General features: G+C 37.2%; 21 protein-coding genes. 14 read left to right on the top strand and 7 right to left on the bottom strand.

All coding sequences use genetic code 11. The features are described from left to right. Nucleotides 1–3 precede the first annotated feature (3 nt). Nucleotides 4–2,355, top strand: coding sequence for an ATP-dependent Clp protease ATP-binding subunit ClpA (gene clpA / locus ACFIJ0_RS01885; protein WP_375622743.1), 2,352 nt, complete (start codon nt 4–6; stop codon nt 2,353–2,355). A 7-nt stretch (nt 2,356–2,362) separates the two neighbouring features. Here clpA and ACFIJ0_RS01890 read toward each other — a convergent pair whose 3' ends face one another. Continuing rightward, nucleotides 2,363–2,785: an HIT family protein gene (locus ACFIJ0_RS01890; protein ID WP_375622741.1), complete on the bottom strand. Its 423-nt coding sequence runs from the start codon at nt 2,783–2,785 to the stop codon at nt 2,363–2,365. A 134-nt stretch (nt 2,786–2,919) separates the two neighbouring features. After that, the gene (locus tag ACFIJ0_RS01895) at nt 2,920–3,381 is read right to left on the bottom strand and encodes a RidA family protein (RefSeq protein ID WP_375622739.1); all 462 of its coding nucleotides are present in this window, start codon (nt 3,379–3,381) and stop codon (nt 2,920–2,922) included. Nucleotides 3,382–3,524: 143 nt separating this feature from the next. Here ACFIJ0_RS01895 and ACFIJ0_RS01900 point away from each other — a divergent pair, with 143 nt between their 5' ends. The 13 genes from ACFIJ0_RS01900 to lpxB all read left to right on the top strand — a co-directional run bounded on the left by ACFIJ0_RS01900 (nt 3,525) and on the right by lpxB (nt 17,532). Next, the gene (locus tag ACFIJ0_RS01900; protein WP_375622737.1) at nt 3,525–4,361 is read left to right on the top strand and encodes a cell envelope integrity EipB family protein; all 837 of its coding nucleotides are present in this window, start codon (nt 3,525–3,527) and stop codon (nt 4,359–4,361) included. A gap of 167 nt (nt 4,362–4,528) precedes the next feature. Continuing rightward, nucleotides 4,529–5,308: a 30S ribosomal protein S2 gene (rpsB, locus tag ACFIJ0_RS01905; RefSeq protein WP_375622735.1), complete on the top strand. Its 780-nt coding sequence runs from the start codon at nt 4,529–4,531 to the stop codon at nt 5,306–5,308. Nucleotides 5,309–5,410: 102 nt separating this feature from the next. Continuing rightward, nucleotides 5,411–6,334 carry a translation elongation factor Ts gene (tsf, locus tag ACFIJ0_RS01910; RefSeq protein ID WP_375622733.1) on the top strand — a complete coding sequence of 308 codons (924 nt, stop codon included), beginning with the start codon at nt 5,411–5,413 and terminating at the stop codon, nt 6,332–6,334. A gap of 157 nt (nt 6,335–6,491) precedes the next feature. Beyond that, nucleotides 6,492–7,211 (top strand): UMP kinase, encoded by a 720-nt coding sequence (pyrH, locus tag ACFIJ0_RS01915; RefSeq protein ID WP_012755043.1) that lies wholly within the window; start codon nt 6,492–6,494, stop codon nt 7,209–7,211. Nucleotides 7,212–7,248: 37 nt separating this feature from the next. Further along, complete coding sequence (frr, locus tag ACFIJ0_RS01920; protein ID WP_375622731.1) at nt 7,249–7,809, top strand: ribosome recycling factor; 561 nt, start codon at nt 7,249–7,251, stop codon at nt 7,807–7,809. A gap of 654 nt (nt 7,810–8,463) precedes the next feature. Next, nucleotides 8,464–9,279, top strand: a complete 816-nt coding sequence (locus tag ACFIJ0_RS01925; protein ID WP_375644175.1) for a phosphatidate cytidylyltransferase — start codon at nt 8,464–8,466, stop codon at nt 9,277–9,279. 15 nt (nt 9,280–9,294) lie between these two features. After that, a complete protein-coding gene (locus ACFIJ0_RS01930) occupies nt 9,295–10,443 on the top strand; it encodes an RIP metalloprotease (protein WP_375622727.1) in 1,149 nt (382 codons plus the stop codon). 198 nt (nt 10,444–10,641) lie between these two features. Next, nucleotides 10,642–13,038, top strand: coding sequence for an outer membrane protein assembly factor BamA (bamA, locus tag ACFIJ0_RS01935; protein ID WP_375622725.1), 2,397 nt, complete (start codon nt 10,642–10,644; stop codon nt 13,036–13,038). A gap of 65 nt (nt 13,039–13,103) precedes the next feature. Next, a complete protein-coding gene (gene lpxD, locus ACFIJ0_RS01940) occupies nt 13,104–14,150 on the top strand; it encodes a UDP-3-O-(3-hydroxymyristoyl)glucosamine N-acyltransferase (RefSeq protein ID WP_375622723.1) in 1,047 nt (348 codons plus the stop codon). Nucleotide 14,151: 1 nt separating this feature from the next. Continuing rightward, entirely contained in the window at nt 14,152–14,619 is a 468-nt protein-coding gene (gene fabZ / locus ACFIJ0_RS01945; RefSeq protein WP_375622721.1) for a 3-hydroxyacyl-ACP dehydratase FabZ, read from the top strand. A 24-nt stretch (nt 14,620–14,643) separates the two neighbouring features. Continuing rightward, on the top strand, nt 14,644–15,468 hold the full coding sequence (lpxA, locus tag ACFIJ0_RS01950; RefSeq protein ID WP_375622719.1) for an acyl-ACP--UDP-N-acetylglucosamine O-acyltransferase: 825 nt from the start codon (nt 14,644–14,646) through the stop codon (nt 15,466–15,468). Nucleotides 15,469–15,470: 2 nt separating this feature from the next. Then, nucleotides 15,471–16,343, top strand: coding sequence for an LpxI family protein (locus tag ACFIJ0_RS01955; RefSeq protein ID WP_375622717.1), 873 nt, complete (start codon nt 15,471–15,473; stop codon nt 16,341–16,343). Next, the gene (gene lpxB, locus ACFIJ0_RS01960; protein ID WP_375622715.1) at nt 16,336–17,532 is read left to right on the top strand and encodes a lipid-A-disaccharide synthase; all 1,197 of its coding nucleotides are present in this window, start codon (nt 16,336–16,338) and stop codon (nt 17,530–17,532) included. The genes ACFIJ0_RS01955 and lpxB overlap by 8 nt, the downstream gene beginning before the upstream one ends. Before the next feature lie 20 nt (nt 17,533–17,552). Here lpxB and ACFIJ0_RS01965 read toward each other — a convergent pair whose 3' ends face one another. From ACFIJ0_RS01965 to ACFIJ0_RS01985, 5 genes are all read right to left on the bottom strand, one after another. Continuing rightward, nucleotides 17,553–18,326: an amino acid ABC transporter ATP-binding protein gene (locus tag ACFIJ0_RS01965; protein ID WP_375622713.1), complete on the bottom strand. Its 774-nt coding sequence runs from the start codon at nt 18,324–18,326 to the stop codon at nt 17,553–17,555. 79 nt (nt 18,327–18,405) lie between these two features. Next, on the bottom strand, nt 18,406–19,113 hold the full coding sequence (locus tag ACFIJ0_RS01970; protein ID WP_375622711.1) for an ABC transporter permease: 708 nt from the start codon (nt 19,111–19,113) through the stop codon (nt 18,406–18,408). Further along, nucleotides 19,110–19,832: an ABC transporter permease gene (locus ACFIJ0_RS01975; protein WP_375622709.1), complete on the bottom strand. Its 723-nt coding sequence runs from the start codon at nt 19,830–19,832 to the stop codon at nt 19,110–19,112. Before ACFIJ0_RS01975 ends, ACFIJ0_RS01970 begins: the two co-directional genes overlap by 4 nt. An 80-nt stretch (nt 19,833–19,912) precedes the next feature. Further along, on the bottom strand, nt 19,913–20,665 hold the full coding sequence (locus ACFIJ0_RS01980; protein ID WP_375622707.1) for a transporter substrate-binding domain-containing protein: 753 nt from the start codon (nt 20,663–20,665) through the stop codon (nt 19,913–19,915). Nucleotides 20,666–21,137: 472 nt separating this feature from the next. Next, a complete protein-coding gene (locus ACFIJ0_RS01985) occupies nt 21,138–21,890 on the bottom strand; it encodes a transporter substrate-binding domain-containing protein (RefSeq protein ID WP_375622705.1) in 753 nt (250 codons plus the stop codon). Nucleotides 21,891–22,028 lie beyond the last annotated feature (138 nt).

Genomic DNA, 22,028 nt, shown 5'->3' on the forward strand with positions numbered 1-22,028 from the left:
ATTATGCCGTCTTTTACACCTAGTCTTGAAGAGGTTTTGCATCGTGCATTAACAATTGCTACTCAAGCACGGCATGAATATGCAACATTAGAGCATCTTCTACTTGCGCTGTTAGATGATGCCGATGCAAATTCCGTTATTCAGGCTTGCCAGGTAGATGTGGAGGAATTGCGAGAGCGCTTAACCAATTATCTTCGCTCAGAGTTAGATGAACAGATTAGAGCTGATGAGGATACAAAGCCTACAGCTTTTTTCCAGCGTGTTATCCAACGTGCGGTGATTCATGCACAATCAGCTGGAAAAGATGAAGTATCGGGGGCAAATGTTCTTGTTGCAATTTTTTCTGAACGTGAAAGCCATGCAGCATATTTTCTTCAAGAGATGGGAATGACACGCTATGATGCTATACGTTTTATTTCACATGGTATTACGCGTGATGATGGGTTATCCATGTTACTTGAAGGACTTGAAGAGCAATTAGACCAGCAGATTTCGGATAATGTTGAAAGAGGAACAAGTATTTTAACGAATTATTGTGTTGATCTCAATTGTAAAGCACGTAATGGAAAAATTGATTTATTAATTGGCCGTGAAATAGAAATTTCACGCATGATTCAGATTTTATGTCGAAGGTCAAAAAACAATCCGCTTTTGGTTGGTGATCCTGGAGTGGGGAAAACCGCTATAATTGAGGGATTGGCAAAGCGCATTATTGATGAGCAAGTGCCTGAAGTTTTATCAAATGCAACAATATTTTCTCTTGATATGGGGGGACTTGTTGCTGGTACACGTTATCGCGGTGATTTTGAAGAACGCTTAAAGCAAGTTATTAAAGAGTTTGAGCTGTATCCGGATGCTATTTTATTTATTGATGAAATTCATACCTTAATTGGAGCAGGAGCGACATTAGGAGGAAATATGGATGCAGCAAATCTTTTAAAACCTGTTTTATCTTCTGGAACTATGCGATGTATTGGTTCGACGACTTACAGAGAATATCGCAAATTCTTTGAACAAGATCGTGCTTTAGAGCGTCGGTTTCAGAAGATTGATATTAATGAACCTTCTATTACAGATGCGATTAAGATTTTGCAGGGGATGAAGCCTTACTTTGAAGATTTTCATCAGATTAAATATACAGATCAGGCGATGAAGGCATCCGTAGAATTATCTTCACGCTATATAATTGATCGTAGGTTACCTGACAAAGCAATTGATATTATTGATGAAAGTGGCGCAGCGCAAAAGCTTTTGCCACAAAAACAACGCAAGAAGAGTATAGGTGTTAAAGAAATTGAAGCGACTGTTGCTACAATTGCAAGAATTCCACCAAAAACAGTTTCTCGGAATGATCAGAAGATACTGAGTAAGCTTGAAAGAGAACTCAAACATGTTGTTTATGGGCAAGATCAGGCAATTTCCGTCTTAGTTTCATCCATAAAATTGGCGCGAGCAGGTTTACGCGAACCGGATAAACCAATAGGAAGTTATTTATTTTCAGGGCCAACAGGTGTGGGAAAAACTGAAGTTGCAAAACAGCTTGCTTTATCTTTAGGCATTGAATTATTGCGTTTTGATATGTCAGAATATATGGAACGGCATACGGTAGCGCGTTTAATCGGAGCTCCTCCAGGTTATATAGGGTTTGATCAAGGAGGTCTCCTTACAGATGCAGTTGATCAGAAACCTCACGCAGTCCTATTGCTAGATGAGATTGAGAAAGCGCATCCAGAGTTATTTAATATTTTATTGCAGGTAATGGATTATGGTAGATTAACAGACCATAATGGTAAGAAAATTGATTTCCGCAATGTTATTTTGATTATGACAACCAATGCTGGTGCTTCAGATATGGCAAAATCAGCTATTGGATTTGGGAAAGTACATCGTGATGGTGAGGATATAGAAGCAATCAATCGGTTATTTACACCAGAATTTCGTAATCGGTTAGATGCAATTATTCCGTTTGCACCTTTATCTAACTTAATCATCAACCAGATAGTGCAAAAATTTATTTTTCAGCTTGAAGCACAATTAGCTGATCGGGGAATTTGTTTTGAATTAAGCCCTTCTGCAACTTTATGGCTTTCCAATAAAGGATATGATTCTCAGATGGGAGCACGTCCATTAGGGCGTGTTATACAAGAATATATTAAAAAGCCATTAGCTGATGAAATTTTATTTGGAAAGTTACGCAACGGTGGCATTGTTCGCGTATTGACACAAAAATCAAATGGCAAAAAAGAAAGCTTACAGTTAGAAATTTCATCTTCCAATATATCTGTAAGTTCAAAGAAAAGTAAAACGGAAAATTTTACAAAAAAACGTGTAGGAAAAAAAAGCAAAACAACTTAAGAGTGTGTTATAAAGCTGCACGGATTTTTTTTGCATTCTCTTCAAGTATTTCTGTAGGCGTTATCATATCATTATGAGGGGTAAGTTCTATTCCCTCCATACGTGGTATAATATGGAAATGGAGGTGATAAACGGTTTGTTGACTAGCTGCTTCATTAAATTGCAAGACAGTTATGCCATCTGCTTGAAAGGCTTTTTTGATGGCATTTGCAATTTTTTGAACTGCTTTAATAACAGAAAATAATGTTTCAGTATCTGCATCAAGCAAGTTTCTAGAGCCTTTTTTAGGAATGACCAGCGTATGACCTGGTGCTTGTGGCATGATATCCATAAATCCAATAACATCATCATCTTCGTAGACACGAACAGAAGGGATTTCATTGCGAATCAATTTAGCAAAAATATTGTTATGATCATAAGCTTGTTTCATACAAATATTTCCTTTTATTGTAAGTTTAAAATTTTAATTTAAAAACGAAAAAATGCAACGTTTATCAGAGTTTAAGACAAAGAAGTATTTTGACTTCAGTTATATTTAAGATGGTGCACTGTCTTAATGAAGGTTTAGATTTCTATGATGGCTTCAACTTCTACAGGAACATCCATAGGAAGAGAGGCAACACCGATAGCAGAACGGGCGTGTTTTCCAATTTCACCAAGGATATTGACAAATAAATTAGAAGCTCCATTGGCAACGAAAGGAATATCGGTAAAATGAGAATCTACAGCCACAAAAACAGTGATTTTTACCACACGTTTTATTTTATTTAAGTCACCTAGAGTTGCCTTGAGTTGAGCGAGAATATTAAGAGCACAAGCTTCGGATGCTTTTTGGGCTTGTTCGATATTCACAGTTGCACCAACTTTACCGGTGGCTATTGGTTTTCCATTAATAAGAGGGAGTTGTCCAGAAATAAAGAGTTGATTGCCACTTTGTGAAGTGGTGATATAATTGGCAAGGGGAGAGATTACTTCAGGAAGAGTAATTCCAAACTTCTCTAAGTTTTTTTCAATCATATTGGTCATAATTTAACTCCATAGCGGCTCTATAATATATTCTTGCATAATATATTTTTTGATTTAAGAAAATGTGTGGTTAATTGAGAAATTAGCCTTTTTTGCCTTATTGTATGATGTTATGCAACGAGGATAAAGTTCGGAAGTTGGGAATGATTAGATCATTATTTATAATAATTTTATATATTGTTTTTTTATGTACTGCGAGAGCTGAAGAGCCCATTTTTATTATACCTCATCGAGCAATTTATGATTTTCATCTCGATAGCGTTTCTCATGAAATGACAATTTCTGCGATGTCAGGGCGAATGGTTTACGAGCTTACTGGTTCGGCATGCCAAGGCTACAGCACACGTTTTCGTTTCATTAGCCGTGTTCACATTGAAGATATGCCAGTACGTTTGACGGATCAACAGACGACGAGTTATGAAACAGGAGACAGCCGTACATTTCGTTTTAATATTACAGATCAAGAGGGAGAAGAGGTTGCGCATCGTGCCGAGGGGGTTGCGGAACGTACCCAAGATGGTATTACAGTTACCTTAAAAAAGCCGAAGGAAAAAGAGTATAAGCTTGCAATGGCTGAATTTCCAATGATGCAACTAAAAAATATCATCCGCCATGCAAAAGCAGGACATCATTTTTACAATGTTACTGTATTTGATGGGACAAATAAAGCAGATAAAGTTATAAAAGAAAGTATCGTCATAGGGGAAAAGAAGACGCTTTTATCTGATAGCGAAACGGAAAAAGTGAGAAAGTTGGATGAGGAAGAATATTGGCCTGTTACAATTTCTTATTTTGATGATGGAGAAAATAAAGATGGTTTGCCGGTTTATCGTAGCAGTTTTCTCTTAAATGAAAATGGTGTCATGCGTGATCTTCATATAGATTATGGAACTTTTTCAGTGCGTGCAAAATTGAACAGTCTCGAATTCTTGGAACTTGGAAAAGATCTTAATCAATGTAAAAATGTAAATATTAAATGATTAAAGAAAATGACTTGAAAAAGAATCAAATATTAGTATGTTTGCGCTATTCCACACGCGGAGTTTGGGTGTTTGAAAATGATTTGTGAGAAAATTCTAGCAAGCATCCGCCGGTAGTAGGTTTTCCTGCTTTTTCCGCGGAGGTTGAACCGGAAAGGATAAGATTTATGGCACTACCCGATTTTACTATGCACCAGCTTTTAGAAGCAGGTGTGCATTTTGGTCACCAGACTCATCGTTGGAATCCCAAAATGACTCCCTATATTTATGGTCAGCGTAATAATATCCATATTATTGACCTTTCTCAGACCGTTCCGCTTTTACACCAAGCGCTTAAACTTGTTTCAGATACTGTTGCGCGTGGTGGTCGTATTCTCTTTGTTGGTACGAAACGGCAAGCATCTGACATTATCGCTGATGCAGCGAATCGTTCTGCCCAGTATTACGTTAATGCACGTTGGCTTGGCGGCATGCTCACGAACTGGAAAACGATTTCCAATTCGATACATCGTTTACGAAAGCTTGACAAAATTCTTGCTGCTGAGGCGCAAGGTTTTACCAAAAAAGAACGTTTAAATCTTGAACGTGATCGTGAAAAGCTTAATCGTGCGCTTGGTGGTATTAAAGATATGGGATCTGTTCCAGATCTTATATTTGTTATCGATACGAATAAAGAAAATATTGCCCTCCAAGAAGCAAAACGTTTAGGCATTCCAGTGATTGCTATTATTGATACCAATTGCGATCCTGATGACGTAACGCATCCGATACCAGGTAATGATGATGCTTCACGTGCAATTTCTCTTTATTGCGATCTTTTTGCTCGTGCCGCTCTTGATGGTATAGCGCGCCAGCAAGGAGCAATGGGTGTCGATTTAGGAGCTCAAGTTGATGCGCCTGTGGAGCCTATTTTGGAAGAAAACGCGGGTTCAGAAGTTTCCGAATAATATAAAACGCCTAATTAAGGTACTTTTATTGTCTAAAGAAGAAGTTATAGGCGTGCAGAGAGATTTTACACGCTTTCACTGTTACAAAATAAAGAGGCAAATATGAGCATTACTGCTGCACAAGTAAAAGAACTTCGAGAACTATCTGGCGCTGGTATGATGGATTGTAAAGCCGCTCTAGCTGAAACCAGTGGTGATATGGAAGCTGCTGTTGATTGGCTTCGTAAAAAAGGAATAGCTAAAGCAGATAAAAAGGCTGGTCGTACAGCGGCTGAGGGATTAATCGGAGTCGTATCAAAAGATTTAAATGCGGTTTTGGTTGAGATTAATTCTGAAACAGATTTTGTTGCACGCAATGCCGGATTCCAAGACATCGTGCGCAATGTAGCAACTGCTGCTTTAGATACGCCAGGTGACGTTGAATCTGTTTCTGTTTCTCTTTATCCAGGTTCTGAGAAGACTGTAGAGCTTACGATTAAAGATGCAATTGGTACAATTGGCGAAAATATGACATTTCGTCGTTCCGCTAAATTGTCTGTTGAGAATGGTGTTGTTGCGACTTATATACACAATAGTGTAGCTGATGGTCTTGGTAAGCTTGGTGTTTTGGTTGCGATTGAAACAACAGGAAATAAAGAAGCAGCTCTTGCTTTTGGTCGGCAGATTGCGATGCATATTGCGGCAACCAATCCGTTAGCGCTTACAGCACAAGATGTTGATGCTGCTGCTGTTGAACGTGAAAAAGCAATTTTTTCAGATCAAGCACGTCAGTCTGGAAAGCCTGAAAATATCATTGAAAAAATGGTAGAAGGACGTATGCGTAAGTTTTTTGAAGAGGTTGTTTTACTTTCTCAAGCTTTCGTTATGAATCCTGATATGACTGTTGAGGAAGTTTTAAAGGATGCTGAGAAATCAATTGGTGCACCAACAAAAATTACAGGCTTTATTCGTTTTGCATTAGGTGAAGGTGTGGAAAAAGAGGAGTCTGATTTTGCTGCAGAGGTTGCTGCTGCTGTAAAAGGCTAGTTATTGCAAACCCTTGATCAGAGATTTAAAATCATATCGTTGGTTGTAGAATCTCTGATGGGAACAATGTAATTGTTGAGAGGGCGTCACATGAAAAAAGTGGTGCCCTTCGTGATGTCAAAAGCAAAAAGTAAATGTGCTTTTGGGGAGATTATTAATGGCATTAGCACTTCCGTATAAACGTATTCTTTTGAAGGCTTCTGGTGAAGCTCTTATGGGGGGGCAGAGTTTTGGCATTGATGTTTCTGTTGTAGACCGTATTGCCGCTGATATTGCAGAAGTGCGCACAATGGGGATAGAAGTTGCGGTTGTTATCGGTGGGGGAAATATTTTTCGTGGCGTTGCTGTTGCTTCGCATGGTGGGGACCGAGTGACAGGTGATCATATGGGAATGCTTGCAACTGCTATTAACTCTTTAGCATTGCGAACATCTTTGACAAAATTAGGGGTTGAAACTGTTGTACTCTCTGCAATTGCTATGCCACAAATTTGTGAAAGTTTTTCGCAACGTAAAGCAATAGCTTATATGAATCAGGGAAAAGTTGTTATTTTTGCGGGTGGTACAGGAAATCCATTTTTTACCACTGATTCTGCTGCTACTTTACGTGCAGCAGAAATTGGTGCAGATGTCCTTCTTAAAGGAACACAAGTTGATGGTATTTATTCAGCAGATCCAAAGATAGATCCTACGGCTAAGCGTTTTGATCAATTAACACATGTTGAAGTTTTGCAATGGGGATTATCTGTTATGGATTCAACGGCGGTCACTTTAGCACGTGAGAACAATGTACCGATTATTGTGTATTCCATTCATGAAAAAGGCGGTTTGGCTAAGGTCTTGAATGGAACAGGACGCTTTACAATAGTATCGGAATAAGGGTAAGCTTCAAAGGACAATTGAAGGAGACAGAAATATGAATGTTACATCAATTATGGCTGATCTGAAACGTCGCATGGATGGTGCTATTACGGCTTTTAAACATGAATTAGGTGGTTTGCGGACTGGACGTGCATCGGCCAGTTTATTAGAACCGTTGACTGTTGAATCTTATGGTTCTGTTGTGCACATAAATCAGGTTGCTAATATTTCTGTTCCCGAACCTCGGATGCTTTCTGTTTCTGTATGGGATAAAACGATGGTCGGAGCTGTAGAGCGCGCTATTCGCGATTCTGGTCTTGGTTTAAATCCCATAACTGATGGTACGACTTTACGTATTCCTTTGCCTGAGTTGAATGAAGAGCGCCGTAAAGAACTTGTAAAAATTGCGCATCACTATGCAGAGCAAGCGCGTGTTGCTACACGTCATGTTCGTCGGGATGGTATGGACGATTTGAAAAAGTTAGAAAAAGATGGTCAAATTGGACAAGATGAAGCACATAGTTTGTCTGAAAAAGTTCAAAAACTCACAGATGAAACTATTGCTGATATTGATAAAATTTTAGCCGTAAAAGAATCTGAGATTATGCACGTTTAAGACGGTTTTGTTGCTAGAAAAAGGGTGTTATATTCCCAGCCTGTAAATTGCTTCTATGGATAATAGTAGGGAGTGGTGTGTTCTGTGATAGCAAGGTGTGATGCAGAAAGGTATTTTATCGTTTTATCATCTTGATATGGTAGAGATTGATTTGAAAGGGCAGATGTTTTAATTTTTAAATCTGCGTGGTAAGCCATACCCTTTGCTGGAAGACACTATTTAACAGCATTGGGAGGGCTTTTAGTTTAGCATGTTTTTGTTAAACGGCATAATGAAAGCGTTATTAGAAATTATTTCAATATTCTAAGATGAGGGTTAGGGAAAGAATATAACGCAAAAATAAGCCTAAACTTTCTCTTATTTCCCATTATAAAACATGTGAGTATAATCGATCAAGCAGATATTATGTGGCGTAATTCATTTTATATTTGAGAAAATATTAAAAAAATATTTTAGGATTAATCTTGACGGAGATTTTTGAAGCTGTTTTCATTGATTATTAGTCTTATAAGCGCTATCTTGGTAGACTGAATTGTTTACAGTAAATTATAAGAGAAATTTATACAAGTATGAAATAAAAATACTGCGTAGGGAGGTTTTTCTTGCGTCAATTTTAGAGCTTGTATTTTCTATTTTTATCGTTTGGATGTTGTTTTGTCTAATTTGGTTTATCGTGTTCTGACAGCTTTTGTGTTTGGCTTTATTGCGTTGTATCTAACATGGTTGGGAGGAATCTTCTTTTTTTTATTTGTATGGTGTATTGGCGGTTTTGTTCTTTATGAGTGGATGAGTATTACTAAAGAGAAATGGTGTATTTCACAAAAAATATTAGCAAGTATCTTTTATTTGATCTTTGGCTTTTTTTTAGTGTTGAGTGTATCTGCTTCATTGATTTTTTGTGTTTTAATCGTTTTGGCTGCGGTGTTGGCTATTATATCTATAAAAAAGGGTGGTTGGGTTTTTTGTGGTTTTTTATATGCATCTTTCCCTGTTGTTGCTTTATGTTTTCTACGGGATCATGAAATGTTGGGGTTTCAAGTTGTTATTTTCTTATTTACGATAGTGTGGGGAACAGATATTGGTGGGTATTTTATCGGACGTGCATTAGGGGGTCCTAAATTAGCACCACAATTTTCTCCTAATAAAACATGGTCAGGAGCACTTGGTGGTACATTTTTCGGAGTTTTCGGTGGTATATGGGTTGCTTTTGGATTTTTTGATATAAATTTAGTAAGTTTTTTTGTGCCACTCCTTACACTTGTTTTGTCAATTGTTTCACAATTGAGTGATTTAGGGCAGTCATGGCTCAAAAGACGGTTTTCTGTTAAAGATTCTAGTTCTTTATTGCCTGGACATGGTGGTTTTATGGATCGTATAGATGGATTGGTAGGGGCAGCTTTTCTTCTTTATTTAATTGGTTCATTTATGTCTGATATGGATGCGCCTTTTAATCTTTTTAGTATGATCTAATTGGGAGAAGATAGTTTGGGACTTTTAAATCATATCGTCACTATGGGTGATTTTCTTTTAAGAAGTTTGAGTATTCTTTTCATCATTATGATTATCATTTTTGTGCACGAATTTGGGCATTATCTCATTGGTCGGTGGTGTGGTATTAAGGCGTTAATTTTTTCGCTTGGATTTGGGCCAGAAATAGCGAGTTATACAGATAAGCATGGCACGAAGTGGCGTTTAGCACTTATTCCCTTAGGAGGTTATGTAAAATTTGTTGGGGATGAAGAAAAAATCGATACGGGATCATCCCAATCATCTCTGATTGTTGATGGTTCATTTGCTAGTGCGCATGCTTGGAAAAAAGCAGCAACTGTTTTTGCTGGTCCTTTCTTCAATGCCCTTTTTACTGTTGTTATTCTAACATTTTTTTTCTTTATCTATGGTCGTGTAGCCATTGAGCCCGTTGTTGGTTCTTTGGTAAAAGATAGCCCTGCTCTTCAGTCCGGTTTGGAATTAGGTGATCGTTTTGTTGAAATGGATGGACGACGGGTTGAAAGTTTTGAAGATTTGATGAATTATGTAACTTTTCACGGAAGAGAACCCATAGAGTTTAAAATAGAACGCATGGGGCGATTCTTTACAACGGTGATTACCCCGAAAGTCGTTGAGCGAGATGATGGATTTGGTAATCGAACACGAAGTGCTATGATAGGTGTGGGTGTTCCTGTTGATTTAAATAATCCTGCACATTTAGATCCGGCTTATATAAAACATATTCGCTATGATTTTGTAACAGCTGTAAGAGAAGCGTCAGACCGTACTGTGTTTATTACTACTCAAACTGTTCTTTTTATGAGTCGTTTAATAGGAGGAAAAGAGGATCGTTGTCGGCTAAGTGGACCTTCTAAAACCGTTAAAATTGCTTGGAAAGTGAGCGAGACAGGTTTTATCTCTTTGTTGAATTTGGCAGCTTTTCTTTCAATAAGTGTTGGGCTTATTAACCTTTTTCCGATTCTACCGCTTGATGGGGGACATCTTTTATTGCATGTCATTGAGGTCATTACTGGGAGGAAAATATCAGCTAAGATTCAGGGAATTGTTTTTCGTTTAGGTTTTTCCATTCTTCTCCTTTTTATGATCTTTGTCTTTTTTAATGATTATTTTTGTAGATTTAGCTAATTAAATTATAGAAAACGCTTTATAAATTGAGTAATAATAGCAAAAACAAATTGAGGGTTGTTTACCATGTCTGCAAAATGTTGTGGCGTCGTACATTATAATGAGTAATTAAGGAATGAAAAGTCTCGCTAAGGTTATTATGGCAGTTAGCTTTTTAAGGCATCATGTCCAAGGAATAAGAGTAAGGTAAAAAAGCCAATGACTACGAATTCAAAGTTTTTAAATGCAGCATCTGTATTGGTGTTAAAGATGGGGATGATTGCCTCAGCAACGGTTTTTATGTCAATTGCTGCGGTTGGAGAAATACAAGCGTCTGTAGTCCGTTCTATTGAGGTTCGTGGGAATAAGTTTGTAAGTTCTCAGGCGATTCGAGACAATATGGGGATTAAGGCTGGACAAGGGGTTTCCAGTGGTGATGTCGATAATGCTGTAAAGAATCTTTTTGAATTGGGTTTATTTTATGATGTTAAAATAAATCCGGTAGGTGATAAATTGGTTGTATTCGTAAAAGAATATGAGGTTGTCAATCAAATATTGTTTCAGGGAAATAAATCTTTTAAAGATCCAGATCTTAAGCGGTTTATTTCTTTAAAACCGAATGAGCCTTTTAATTCTGCAAAGCTTTCTGCTGATATAAATACAATTCGTGAAGCCTATAAAACTCTTGGTCGTAATAATATCACTGTTAACGTTCAAACGATTAACCTTGGAAAAGGGCGTGTTAATGTGATATTTAATGTTATTGAAGGGAAAAAAACAAAGATTGGTGATATTACTTTTAAGGGAAATAGTGTCTTTGGAAGTCGCCGTTTGCGTGATGTGATTTCAACAAAAACTTCAGGAATTTTTTCGAAGTTGTTGGGAGGTGATGTTTACAGTGAAGAGCGCCTCGCTGCTGATGAAGAAGCTTTACGTCGCTTTTATTATAATCGTGGTTATGCAGATTTTCGTATAGTCTCTTCTAAAGCGACTTTTGATGCAGCAAGCAATACGTATAAAATTTCTTTCGTTCTTGATGAGGGTGCGCGCTATAAAATTAGTGATATTCAGGTTGAAAGTGATGTTGATGGAATTGATGTTCAATCTGTGAAAAGGGTTCTTAAAACCCAGCCAGGTGATGTTTATAATGCAGAAGATATTGAACAGTCTGTTGCAATTATTAATAACAAGGTTGCTGATTCGGGATATGCTTTTGCTAAAGTTGAACCGCGGGGAAATCGTAATTTAGCAAATCATACAATTTCAATTTTATATAATATTGAACAGGGTACACGTGCTTATATTCAGCGTATTGATATACGTGGCAACGAGAAAACGCGTGATTACGTCATTCGCCGTGAAATTGATTTAAACGAAGGGGATGCTTACAATCAAACTTTATTACAGCGGGCAAAACGTCGTCTAGAAAGTTTAGGTTTCTTCAAAGCCGTTAATATTTCAATGGTTCCCACAGATCAATCTGACCAAGTTATTTTGGTAATAGATGTCGTTGAAGCTTCAACAGGAGATCTCTCTCTTTCTGGAGGGTATACAACAGGAGGAACAAGTCCTGGTATGTCACTTGAAGTTTCTGTTACTGAACGTAATCTGGGGGGACGTGGTCAATATGTTCGTTTAGGATTAGGTGCGGGGCAAGAAAAATCTCGTAATTATAATTTATCATTTGTTGATCCTTATTTCTTAGGGTATCGTTTATCTGCTGGCATTGATATTTTTCGTAGTACTTATCGTGCTGATAAAGCCTATGATGTACGACAGACAGGTGGATCGCTGCGGTTTTCGTTACCTATTAATAATCAATTATCTGCTAATGTAGCTTATTCTTATGTGCAGGAAGAATATGATTTTGGCGGAGAGTATGATTTTGACAAAGAGAGTGATGTAATAGAATTATATGGGAAATATTCTGGTGCTATTGTTCAAGCTGCAAAACAAAGCCCTTGGAAACGTTCATCAATTAGTTATGGTTTTACCTATAATACGATTGATGATATGAGATCCCCCCATGATGGGTGGTACGTGCATCTTCTTCAGGAATATGCAGGGCTTGGTGGAAGTGCAAAGTTCTTGAAGACCACGGGTAAGGCGATGATGTACAAGACTCTTTCTGATCAGAAGGATATTGTTGGTTTGCTTTCCTTTGGGGGTGGTTATATCCATGAAATAGGTAAAGAAGGTGTTCGTATTTTCGATATGTTTAAAGCGAATACTGATATGATTCGAGGGTTCAAATATAATGGAATAGGTCCACGTCAGGTTTCCAGTAAGGGTGAGGTTTATTTCTTGGGGGGAACGACATATATGAATGCGACTGCTGAAGTACAGTTTCCTATCCCTGTTGTGCCTGAAGGGTTCGGGTTGCGCGGTGCTTTATTTGCGGATATTGCTACGCTTTATGGCAATAATTATAAAGCCGTTTTTAAAGGTGAACCGTCTGTTACCAATACTAAAAGTGCTTGGCGTTCATCTGCAGGTGTAAGTTTGATGTGGGATTCTCCGTTTGGTCCTTTGCGTTTTGATTATGCTTGGCCAATAATGAAGCAGGAAGGTGATCGTTTGCAACAATTGAACTTTGGTATTTCTACGAAGTTCTGATTGGAGCGATTTTAAGAAGGAAAAACGCGAAGAGAATAGCTTAAGCGGGGAGAGAAAGTGTTTTGATGGCGGATACATTTTTTTTTACGCCGTCCCGGCGATTGACAGTTGCAAATGTTGCTGAGTTGACGGGTGCAAAGCTTCTTAATCCAGAGTTTTCTCATAAAGTTATCAATACTCTTTCTTCACTTGAGAGTGCTGTGGAAGGTTCTCTTGTTTTTGTAGAGCATCGGAAGTTTTCTGATGCTTTACTGGATAGTTCTGCTGTTGCTGTTTTTTGTACGAATGAGATTGTTTTTAAAGTTCCCGAAACTATGGCAATTTTGGTGACATCCACGCCACAGCGTGACTTTGCTCAGATTGGTCGTATTTTGTTTCCAGATTCTGTCAAGCCAATGCCTTGGTTGGGACCGAAGGGGATTTCATCTCATGCGCATATTCATCCAACGGCTAAGTTGGCACATGATGTGTGTATTGAAGCGGGAGCTGTTATTGGTAGAAATGTTGAGATTGGTGCAGGAACTCTTATTTCATCCACAGCTGTTATCGGTGAAAATTGCCGTATTGGATGTGACTGCTATATTGCTCCTAAGGTAACAGTTCAGTGTTCTATAATAGGTGATAAGGTTCAGCTTTATCCTGGTGTTTGCATTGGGCAAGATGGTTTTGGTTATGTTGGCAGCGTTTCTGGAATCGAGAAAATTCCACAGCTTGGTCGCGTTATTATTGAGGATGGTGTAGAAGTTGGTGCGAACACGACAATTGATCGTGGGACATTTCAAGATACTGTTATTGGTGAAGGAAGCAAGATTGATAATCTTGTACAAATTGCCCACAATGTAAAAATTGGCCGCTATTGTCTTATTGCCGCTCAATGTGGCATTGCGGGAAGTACATCTATAGGGGATATGTCTCAGCTTGGCGGATGTGTTGGAGTAGCCGATCACATCATAATAGGTAAATGTGTTCAGATTGCTGCTCGTAGTGGTGTTATGAATGATATTCCGGATGGCGAAAAATGGGGAGGTAGTCCAGCGCGACCATTTAAACAATGGTTTCGTGAAGTAGCGACGTTGCGCAGTATGGGAAAAGTTAAAAAGGAGAAACGCTGATATGATCAGCAGTGAGAAGACTAAAAACTTAGAGGCTGTCGATATTGAAAAACTATTATCAATATTACCGCACCGTTATCCATTTTTATTAATCGATCGTATAGTTGATATTGATGGTGAACAAGGAGCTATTGGTATTAAAAATATAACGATTAATGAGCCGCATTTTACAGGACATTTTCCCGCAAAGCCTGTTATGCCTGGAGTTTTGATTTTAGAAGCTATGGCACAAACGGCAGGAGCAATAGCACTTTTAAATTTAGGCAATAAGCAAACAAATTTAGTTTACCTTATGACGGTTGATAATGCGAAATTTCGTAAACCGGTTATGCCTGGTGATCAGCTCAAGATTCATGTTCAGCTTTTGAAAAAAAGATCTGGTATAAGACGTTTTTCGTGTGTTGCAAAAGTAGAAGATGTCCGAGTCGCTGAAGCAGAAATTGCTGCGATGATTGTCGAAGAAGAATAAACGATATTTGATGGGAATTTAAAAATGTCCGGTACGAAAATCCATCCAACTGCTCTTGTGGAAAAGGGAGCGCAGCTTGGTGAGAATGTACGCGTTGGACCATTTTGCCATATTAGTTCAGAGGCTGTTATTGGTGATGAATGTAGTTTGACAAGTCATGTTGTAATAATGGGAAAGACAACGTTAGGAGCCAAGAGTAAAGTATTTTCTCATGCCGTTTTGGGAGCAGATCCGCAAAATAATAAACATAAAGGAGGGGCTACGACTCTTTTTATTGGTAAGAATTGTACGATTCGTGAAGGTGTAACAATGCATAGGGGTTCCGATTCGAGCGTGGGAATGACAGTTGTTGGTGATAATTGCCAATTTTTTTGTTATGCGCATATCGCTCATGATTGTTATGTAGGCAATCATGTAACATTTGCCAATAACGCAATGATTGCTGGTCATGTTACTATTGGTGATTATGTAATTATTGGTGGTGGTGCTGCTGTTCATCAATTTGTTCGTGTCGGACATCATGCATTTATCGGCGGCGTATCTGCACTGGTTGGTGATCTGATACCTTATGGAACAGCTGTTGGTGTGCAGGCGAAACTTGCTGGTCTCAATATTATTGGCATGAAGCGTGCAGGACTTGAGCGTCAAGATATTCATGCACTCCGTCATGCGGTTGCCATGCTTTTTGATCATAGCAAACCATTTAAAGAACGTGTCAGTGATGTTGCTTCTTTCTATTCTTCTTCTCAGTCTGTTGCTGACGTTGTTAATTTTATTAAAGAAGAAGGAAAGCGTTTTTATTGTACACCAAAATTTGAAGGCGATAGAATAAAAAAACAAAAGGATTAAAAATGCCTATTTGGGGAGCCAGAAGTTTTTTTTCCGGCCGTACTGCTGTTATAGCAGGAAATGGTGTTCTACCGATTACTGTTGCGCAGGCTCTTGAGAAGAATGGAGAGAATCCTTTTCTTGTGCTTTTGCGTGGTGAGGCAGATTCGGTTCTTTATCGCTATGAGCATTGCGAGCTATCAATTGTAGAGTTAGCGCGACTCATTAAAATCTTAAAAGAGGCTAGAGTTTATAATGTTGTTTTGGCAGGTGGTGTGAAAAAGCGCCCACTTCTTAAACAATTGCGACTGGACTGGACAACATTTTTAGCTCTTCCTAAGTTAATCGGAGCTTTGAAGAGAGGGGATGATGCGTTATTAAAAGCTTTTATACGGGTTATTGAAGCACACGGTTTTTGTGTTATTGGTGCTCACGAAATAGTCCCAGATCTTTTAGCTCCTATAGAATTTAATTTAACAGTACGGCGTGCTACTCCAAAAGAGAAAAAAGATATTTTTTTAGCAGCAGAAGCAGCAAAGCTTTTAGGTCAATTAGATATCGGGCAAGCCGTTGTCATTGTCCAAGGAAGGGTGGTTGCACTGGAGGGCGCTGAGGGAACTGATAATATGTTGTGGCGTGTTTGTGAAATGCGAGAAAGAGGGCAAATTCCCCTTAAAGGTGGCGTTCTTGTAAAATGTGCAAAACCACAACAGGATAATCGCGTTGATTTGCCATCAATTGGGCCTACGACAATAATGAATATTGCAAAGAGTGGTTTATCTGGTGTTGCGGTGGAGGCAAATAGAAGTCTAATATTATCGGTGAAAACAACAATAGAAAAAGCTAACAAATATTCTCTATTTATAGAGACATTTGAAAAGTTTGGTCATGAATAATTGTTTCTTAAAGATTGCTGTGGTTTCAGGTGAGGAATCTGGTGATTTACTTGCGTCTGATTTAATTTCTTGTTTATCACAACAGATAGGAAGCAATATTCGTTTGATTGGTGTTGGGGGGAGGCATTTAAAGGCATTGGGTTTAAAAAGCTTTTTTGATTCCCATGATATTACTTTAATAGGTTTAAAGGAGGTGTTAAAAAAACTACCATTGTTGTTGCTACATATTCGCAATTTATCCAAATTTATTGCACAAGAACAACCTGATTGTTTAATTATTATTGATAGTCCTGATTTCACACATCGTGTTGCACAAAAGGTACATGCTTTAGCGCCTTCTATTCCTATCATTAAATATATTGCACCAACCGTTTGGGCATGGAGGCCAGAGCGTGCAAAAGCTATGTGTGGATTTATTGATCATGTTTTAGCGGTTTTTCCTTTTGAAGAAAAGGTTATGCAAGATTTGGGAGGTCCTGCCACGACCTATGTTGGACATCGTCTTTTGACATATCCTCCCCTTTTGAGAGTTCAATCAGAAAAAGAGCGCCAATCAGAAAAAAAACACTTGTGTGATAAACAAACATCATCGCCTACATTAGTTATCTTACCAGGATCACGCAATTTAGAAATTCGTTCCTTAATGCCTATTTTTCAAGAAACAGTAGAGATTCTTGTACAACGTATTCCTCATTTACGTATTATTTTACCAACCTTACCACGTTTAGCGAATAAAATTCGTCATTTTGTACAAGCCTGGAAAAGCAAAGTGGAAATTGTAGTTGGTGAAGATGCAAAATGGCGTGCTTTTGCACAAGCAGATGTTGCACTTGCAGCATCTGGAACGGTTTCACTTGAATTAGCATTAGCTAAAATTCCAATGATCCTTTGCTATAAACTTGATCGTTTTTCTAAATTCTTTATTTTCCCTAAAATAATGTTATGGAGTGCAGCTCTTCCCAATATTATTTCTGATAAGCCTATTGTACCAGAATATTTTGATGAATTTTTACGCCCAGGCATGTTAGCAAGACAAGTAGAACAACTTTTGTATAATCCTTTGATACGACAGGCACAACTCGATGCCTTTCAGATGGTAGAACAGAAAATGAAAATTGAAGTATCATCGGGGGTTGTTGGCGCACAAACAATTATCGCTCTTTTAAAAAGCAGGAATAAAATTGTATAAATAAAGCAATATTTTAATGGTTAATATTTAATTTTAGCAAGAAAATTACAAGCACGTTTGCTTTTAGGATTGGTAAAAAATTCTTCAGAGGCTGTATCTTCAACAATTTTTCCATTTTCTAGAAAGAGTATTCTTTCTGAGACTTTGCGTGCGAAGCCCATTTCATGGGTAACACAAAGCATTGTGATCCCTGTATCGGCCAATCGAGCCATCACTTCCAAAACTTCTCCCACACTTTCTGGATCAAGAGCAGAGGTTGGTTCATCAAAAAGCATGACTTCAGGTTCCATACAAAGTGCACGGGCAATCGCAACACGTTGTTGTTGCCCACCAGAAAGTTGTAAAGGATATTTTTTACAGTGTTTTTCAATACCAACATGCGTTAAGTAACGAATTGCCCGTTCTTGTGCTTGTTGTTTGGAAAGCCCTTGAACTGTCATAGGTGCTAAAATACAATTTTGTAGAACACTCATGTGGGGAAATAAATTAAAGTTTTGAAAGACCATTCCTATCTTACGAAGAACATTTTTTTGCTGTTGTACAGAAGCGGTATGGATATCAACGTTATGGATACAGATTGAACCTTTTTGGGCTTGTTCTAATTGATTAATACAGCGAATTAACGTTGATTTTCCTGATCCGGATGGTCCACAAATAACGATATGTTCACCAGCTTGAACATTAAAGTTGATATCATGTAGGACCTGAAAGTTTCCATACCATTTATTTAGATTTCGAATAGAGATCACAGGGTTTTTACTGGGGGAGATCGATTTATTATTTTTCAAATTCATCTTATTTTATTCTTTCATTGATGAATAACTTGATTAATTTAACATTTTGGTTTGGTAAAGTTTTTTATAATCATTTTATTTACCGTAAATATCGAGTGAGGCGCTGTTCGATAAAAACAATAAAACGATGAATGAGTTCAACGATAAAGAGATAGATAAGAGCAGCCCAAACGTAAACTTGAAAATCGAAAGTCCGTGAATAAGTGAGTTTAGCAACCCCCATTAAATCATAAACAGTAATAAGTGAGGCAATAGCACTGGATTTAATCATTAAAATCAACTCATTTCCTAGGGGGCGTAATGCTACAATTATTGCTTGTGGAAGAATAACTCTAAAAAATGTGACAGAATTACTTAGACCTAAAGCTTTTGATGCTTCACGTTGCCCAGTTGTTACGGATAGAAAACTTCCTTTCAAGATCTCAGATTGATAGGCAGCAGAATTGAGTGTAAAAATAAAAAGACAACAATACCACGCGTTTTGAAAAAACCACCATAGTCCCACCTGTTGCCAAAAACTGTTCATTGAACCAAGCCCATAATAAAAAAGGAAGAGTTGAGCTAATAAAGGAGAGCCACGGAAAAAATAGACATAAGCATTTGCACAATATTGTAAAAATGTATTTTTTGATACACGTGCAAAAGCGATAAGCATACCAAGAAAAAAACCAAGAGAACAAGAAATAGAAACAAGCTCAACAGTAACAATAAAGCCATTAATAAATTTTGGTCCATAATGGCTTAAAAGATCAGGATTGAAAAGGAAATAAAGCCACTCAGGAATCATTGACGTAGCACCTTTTTATAGCCTATTTGAGTGTATATTTCCAAATGGCGTAAGATTGCAGCAAAAAACGCTGAAAATAACAAATAGAGCAAGCATGCTACAAGATAAAATAGCATGGGTTTATTGGTAGCAGCGACAGCTAAATTCGTTTGTCGCATGAGGTCAACAAGTGCGATGGTTGAAACAAGGGATGTATCTTTCAGTAAAGTAAGCCAATTATTAGAAAGTCCTGGCAAGGCATTTTGGATGAGCTGAGGGAAGACAATACGAAAAAATGTGGTTGACCGTGAAAGTCCTAAAGCTTTAGCCGCTTCATATTGACCTTTATCAAAAATATTAAATGCTCCAAGCCAAACTTCACAAGAAAAAGCTGCAAGAACCATACTAAGCGCAAGAACACCAGCAACAAAAGCATTGATACTGAACATGATTTCAAAATTAAAATAGTCAAAGACATTTTGAATAAGGCTTTGTAACCCGTAGTAAACTAAAAACAAAGTTAAAAGCTCTGGTAGTCCACGAAATACCGTTGAAAAGAGGCGTGCCATAGCTTTGGCCATCTTAATATTAGATCGAATCATCACTGCATTTAGAAGACCTAGAGGAAGTCCTAGAAGTCCACAACATAATGCCAATGACAATGTCATTCCTGCACTAGAAAGTATAACCGCTCCCCACCCACCATTGCTAAATGATAGCAATGCTAAATTTTCAATCATTCTTGTGTTCCTCATGAAAGAGTTAGATAATATTTTTTAGAAATAACCAACAGGTTTCATTTAAATTATCCTATTGATATTTAATAGACATCACTTGTAAAATATTTTCTCATAATTTTCTCATAAGTTCCATCCAAACGGATTTCTTTTAGCGCCTTATTGAACTTATTTTTAAGATCATTATTATTTTGACGGAGTGCGATTGCAACAGGAAATTTTGTTTCTTCTAGAGTTCCTAGGAGGAGACAGCAATCTTTTCCTTCATTTTTAAGCCAATTTAATGCTTGTAATTTATCAACAATAATCACATCAAGTCGATGATTTAAAAGGTCACGATTCACTTCTATTATGGAAGGGTAGAGTTTGATTTTCACCTCTTTAGAAGCATAATGATCTTCTGCATAGAAAGCTTGTGTTGTATTCGATTGTACACCAAGATTTTTACCTCTAAAATCTTGGGTCGAGATTGCTTTAATTCCCGAAGCTTTGGTAACAATAACAGCCAGTGCTGTATCGTAGTAAGGATCTGTGAAGTCAATTTTTTGTAAGCGGTCTTTTGTGAGAGAGAGGGAAGCAATGATAGCATCATATTTTTTTGCAATAAGTCCAGGGATCATTCCCTCGAAGTCTTGTGTGACAATAGTACACTCAACATTCATTTTTTTACAAAGCGCATAAGATATATCAATATCAAGTCCCTGCAATTTATTATTTGAGTCAATATAACTAAAGGGAGGGTAGGTGCCTTCACTCGCAATTTTTAATGTTTTCGCATCAGTCAATTGGGTGAATAGTGCGGCGCTTATTATAAGAGCTCCTGCTAATAGTTTCATGATGTTCTCCTATTGGATAAGCAGGCAAATATGAAATCGTTATGTTTTTATAATCTATAAGCTTTTTTGGAGCAATTCAAAAATTTATTGATGCTTATTTTAGATCATTATGTTGGACATTATTATCAAAAAAATTATCTTTTTTATTGATAAAAAAAGAATAAATATCTTATTGCTTATATGATAACTTAAGTTTCATGAAATGATTGATTTGGATCATTTTATGAATAAAAATAAGGATTATTTCTTGAAAATAAGGCTATTCAATTTGAACATAAAGAAAAAATTAGATTTTGATACGATAAAAATACAACCTTATTGTTGTGATTAGATTCTATAAAATGTTTAAATATCGAGGAACAATTAAAATTTTTTTATAAAAATGCTAAATTTCCGATTATACTTGCATGCCCAATAAAGAGTTTAAAATACGCCTTAAATATAAAGACTGAATTTTAATTCATAGTGATATCTAATCAATATCAAAAGTAAAATATTTTCTCATAATTTTCTCATAGGTTCCATCGGTGCGGATTTCTTCTATTGCTTTATTAAAACTGTTTTTAAGATCATTATTATTTTGACGGAGTGCAATTGCAACAGGAAAATTTGTTTCTTCTAGAGTTCCTAAGAGGAGACAGCAATTCTTTCCTTCATTTTCAAGCCAATTTAATGCTTTTAATTTATCAAAGATGATGATATCAAGCCGGTGGCTTAAAAGATCACGATTAACTTCTATTGCTGTAGGGTAAAGTTTGATATTCACTCCTTCAGAGGCGTAATGATCTTCCGCATATGCAGCTTGCGTTGTATTCGATTGTACTCCAAGATTTTTACCTCTAAAGTCTTGTGTTGAGATTTCTTTAATTCCCGAATTTTTAGTCACGATAATAGCAAGTACATTATTGTAGTAAGGATCTGTAAAATCAATTTTTTGTAAGCGCTCTTTTGTAGGAGAAAGGGAAGAAACGATAGCATCGTATTTTTTTGCAAGAAGACCGGGAATCATCCCCTCGAAGTCTTGTGTGACAATAGTACATTCAACATTCATTTTTTTACAAAGCGCATAAGATATATCGATATCAAATCCTTGAAGTTTGTTATTTGAGTCAATATAACTAAATGGCGGATAAGAAGCATCGCTTGCAATTTTCAGCGTTTGAGAATTGGTCGATAGGGTAAACAGTGTCGAGCTTATTATAAGAGCTCCTGCTAATAATTTCATGATGTTCTCCTATTAGATAAGCTGGCAAATATGAAACCATCATGAACTTTTATAATCTGTAAGCTCTTTTGGAGCAATGTAAAAAATTTATCTGTATTCATTTTGCTATCATTATGCTGGATATCATTATCAAAAAAT

The organism is Bartonella sp. OC68QHHN (genome assembly GCF_042193875.1).
Classification (GTDB): Bacteria; Pseudomonadota; Alphaproteobacteria; order Rhizobiales; family Rhizobiaceae; genus Bartonella; species Bartonella grahamii_A.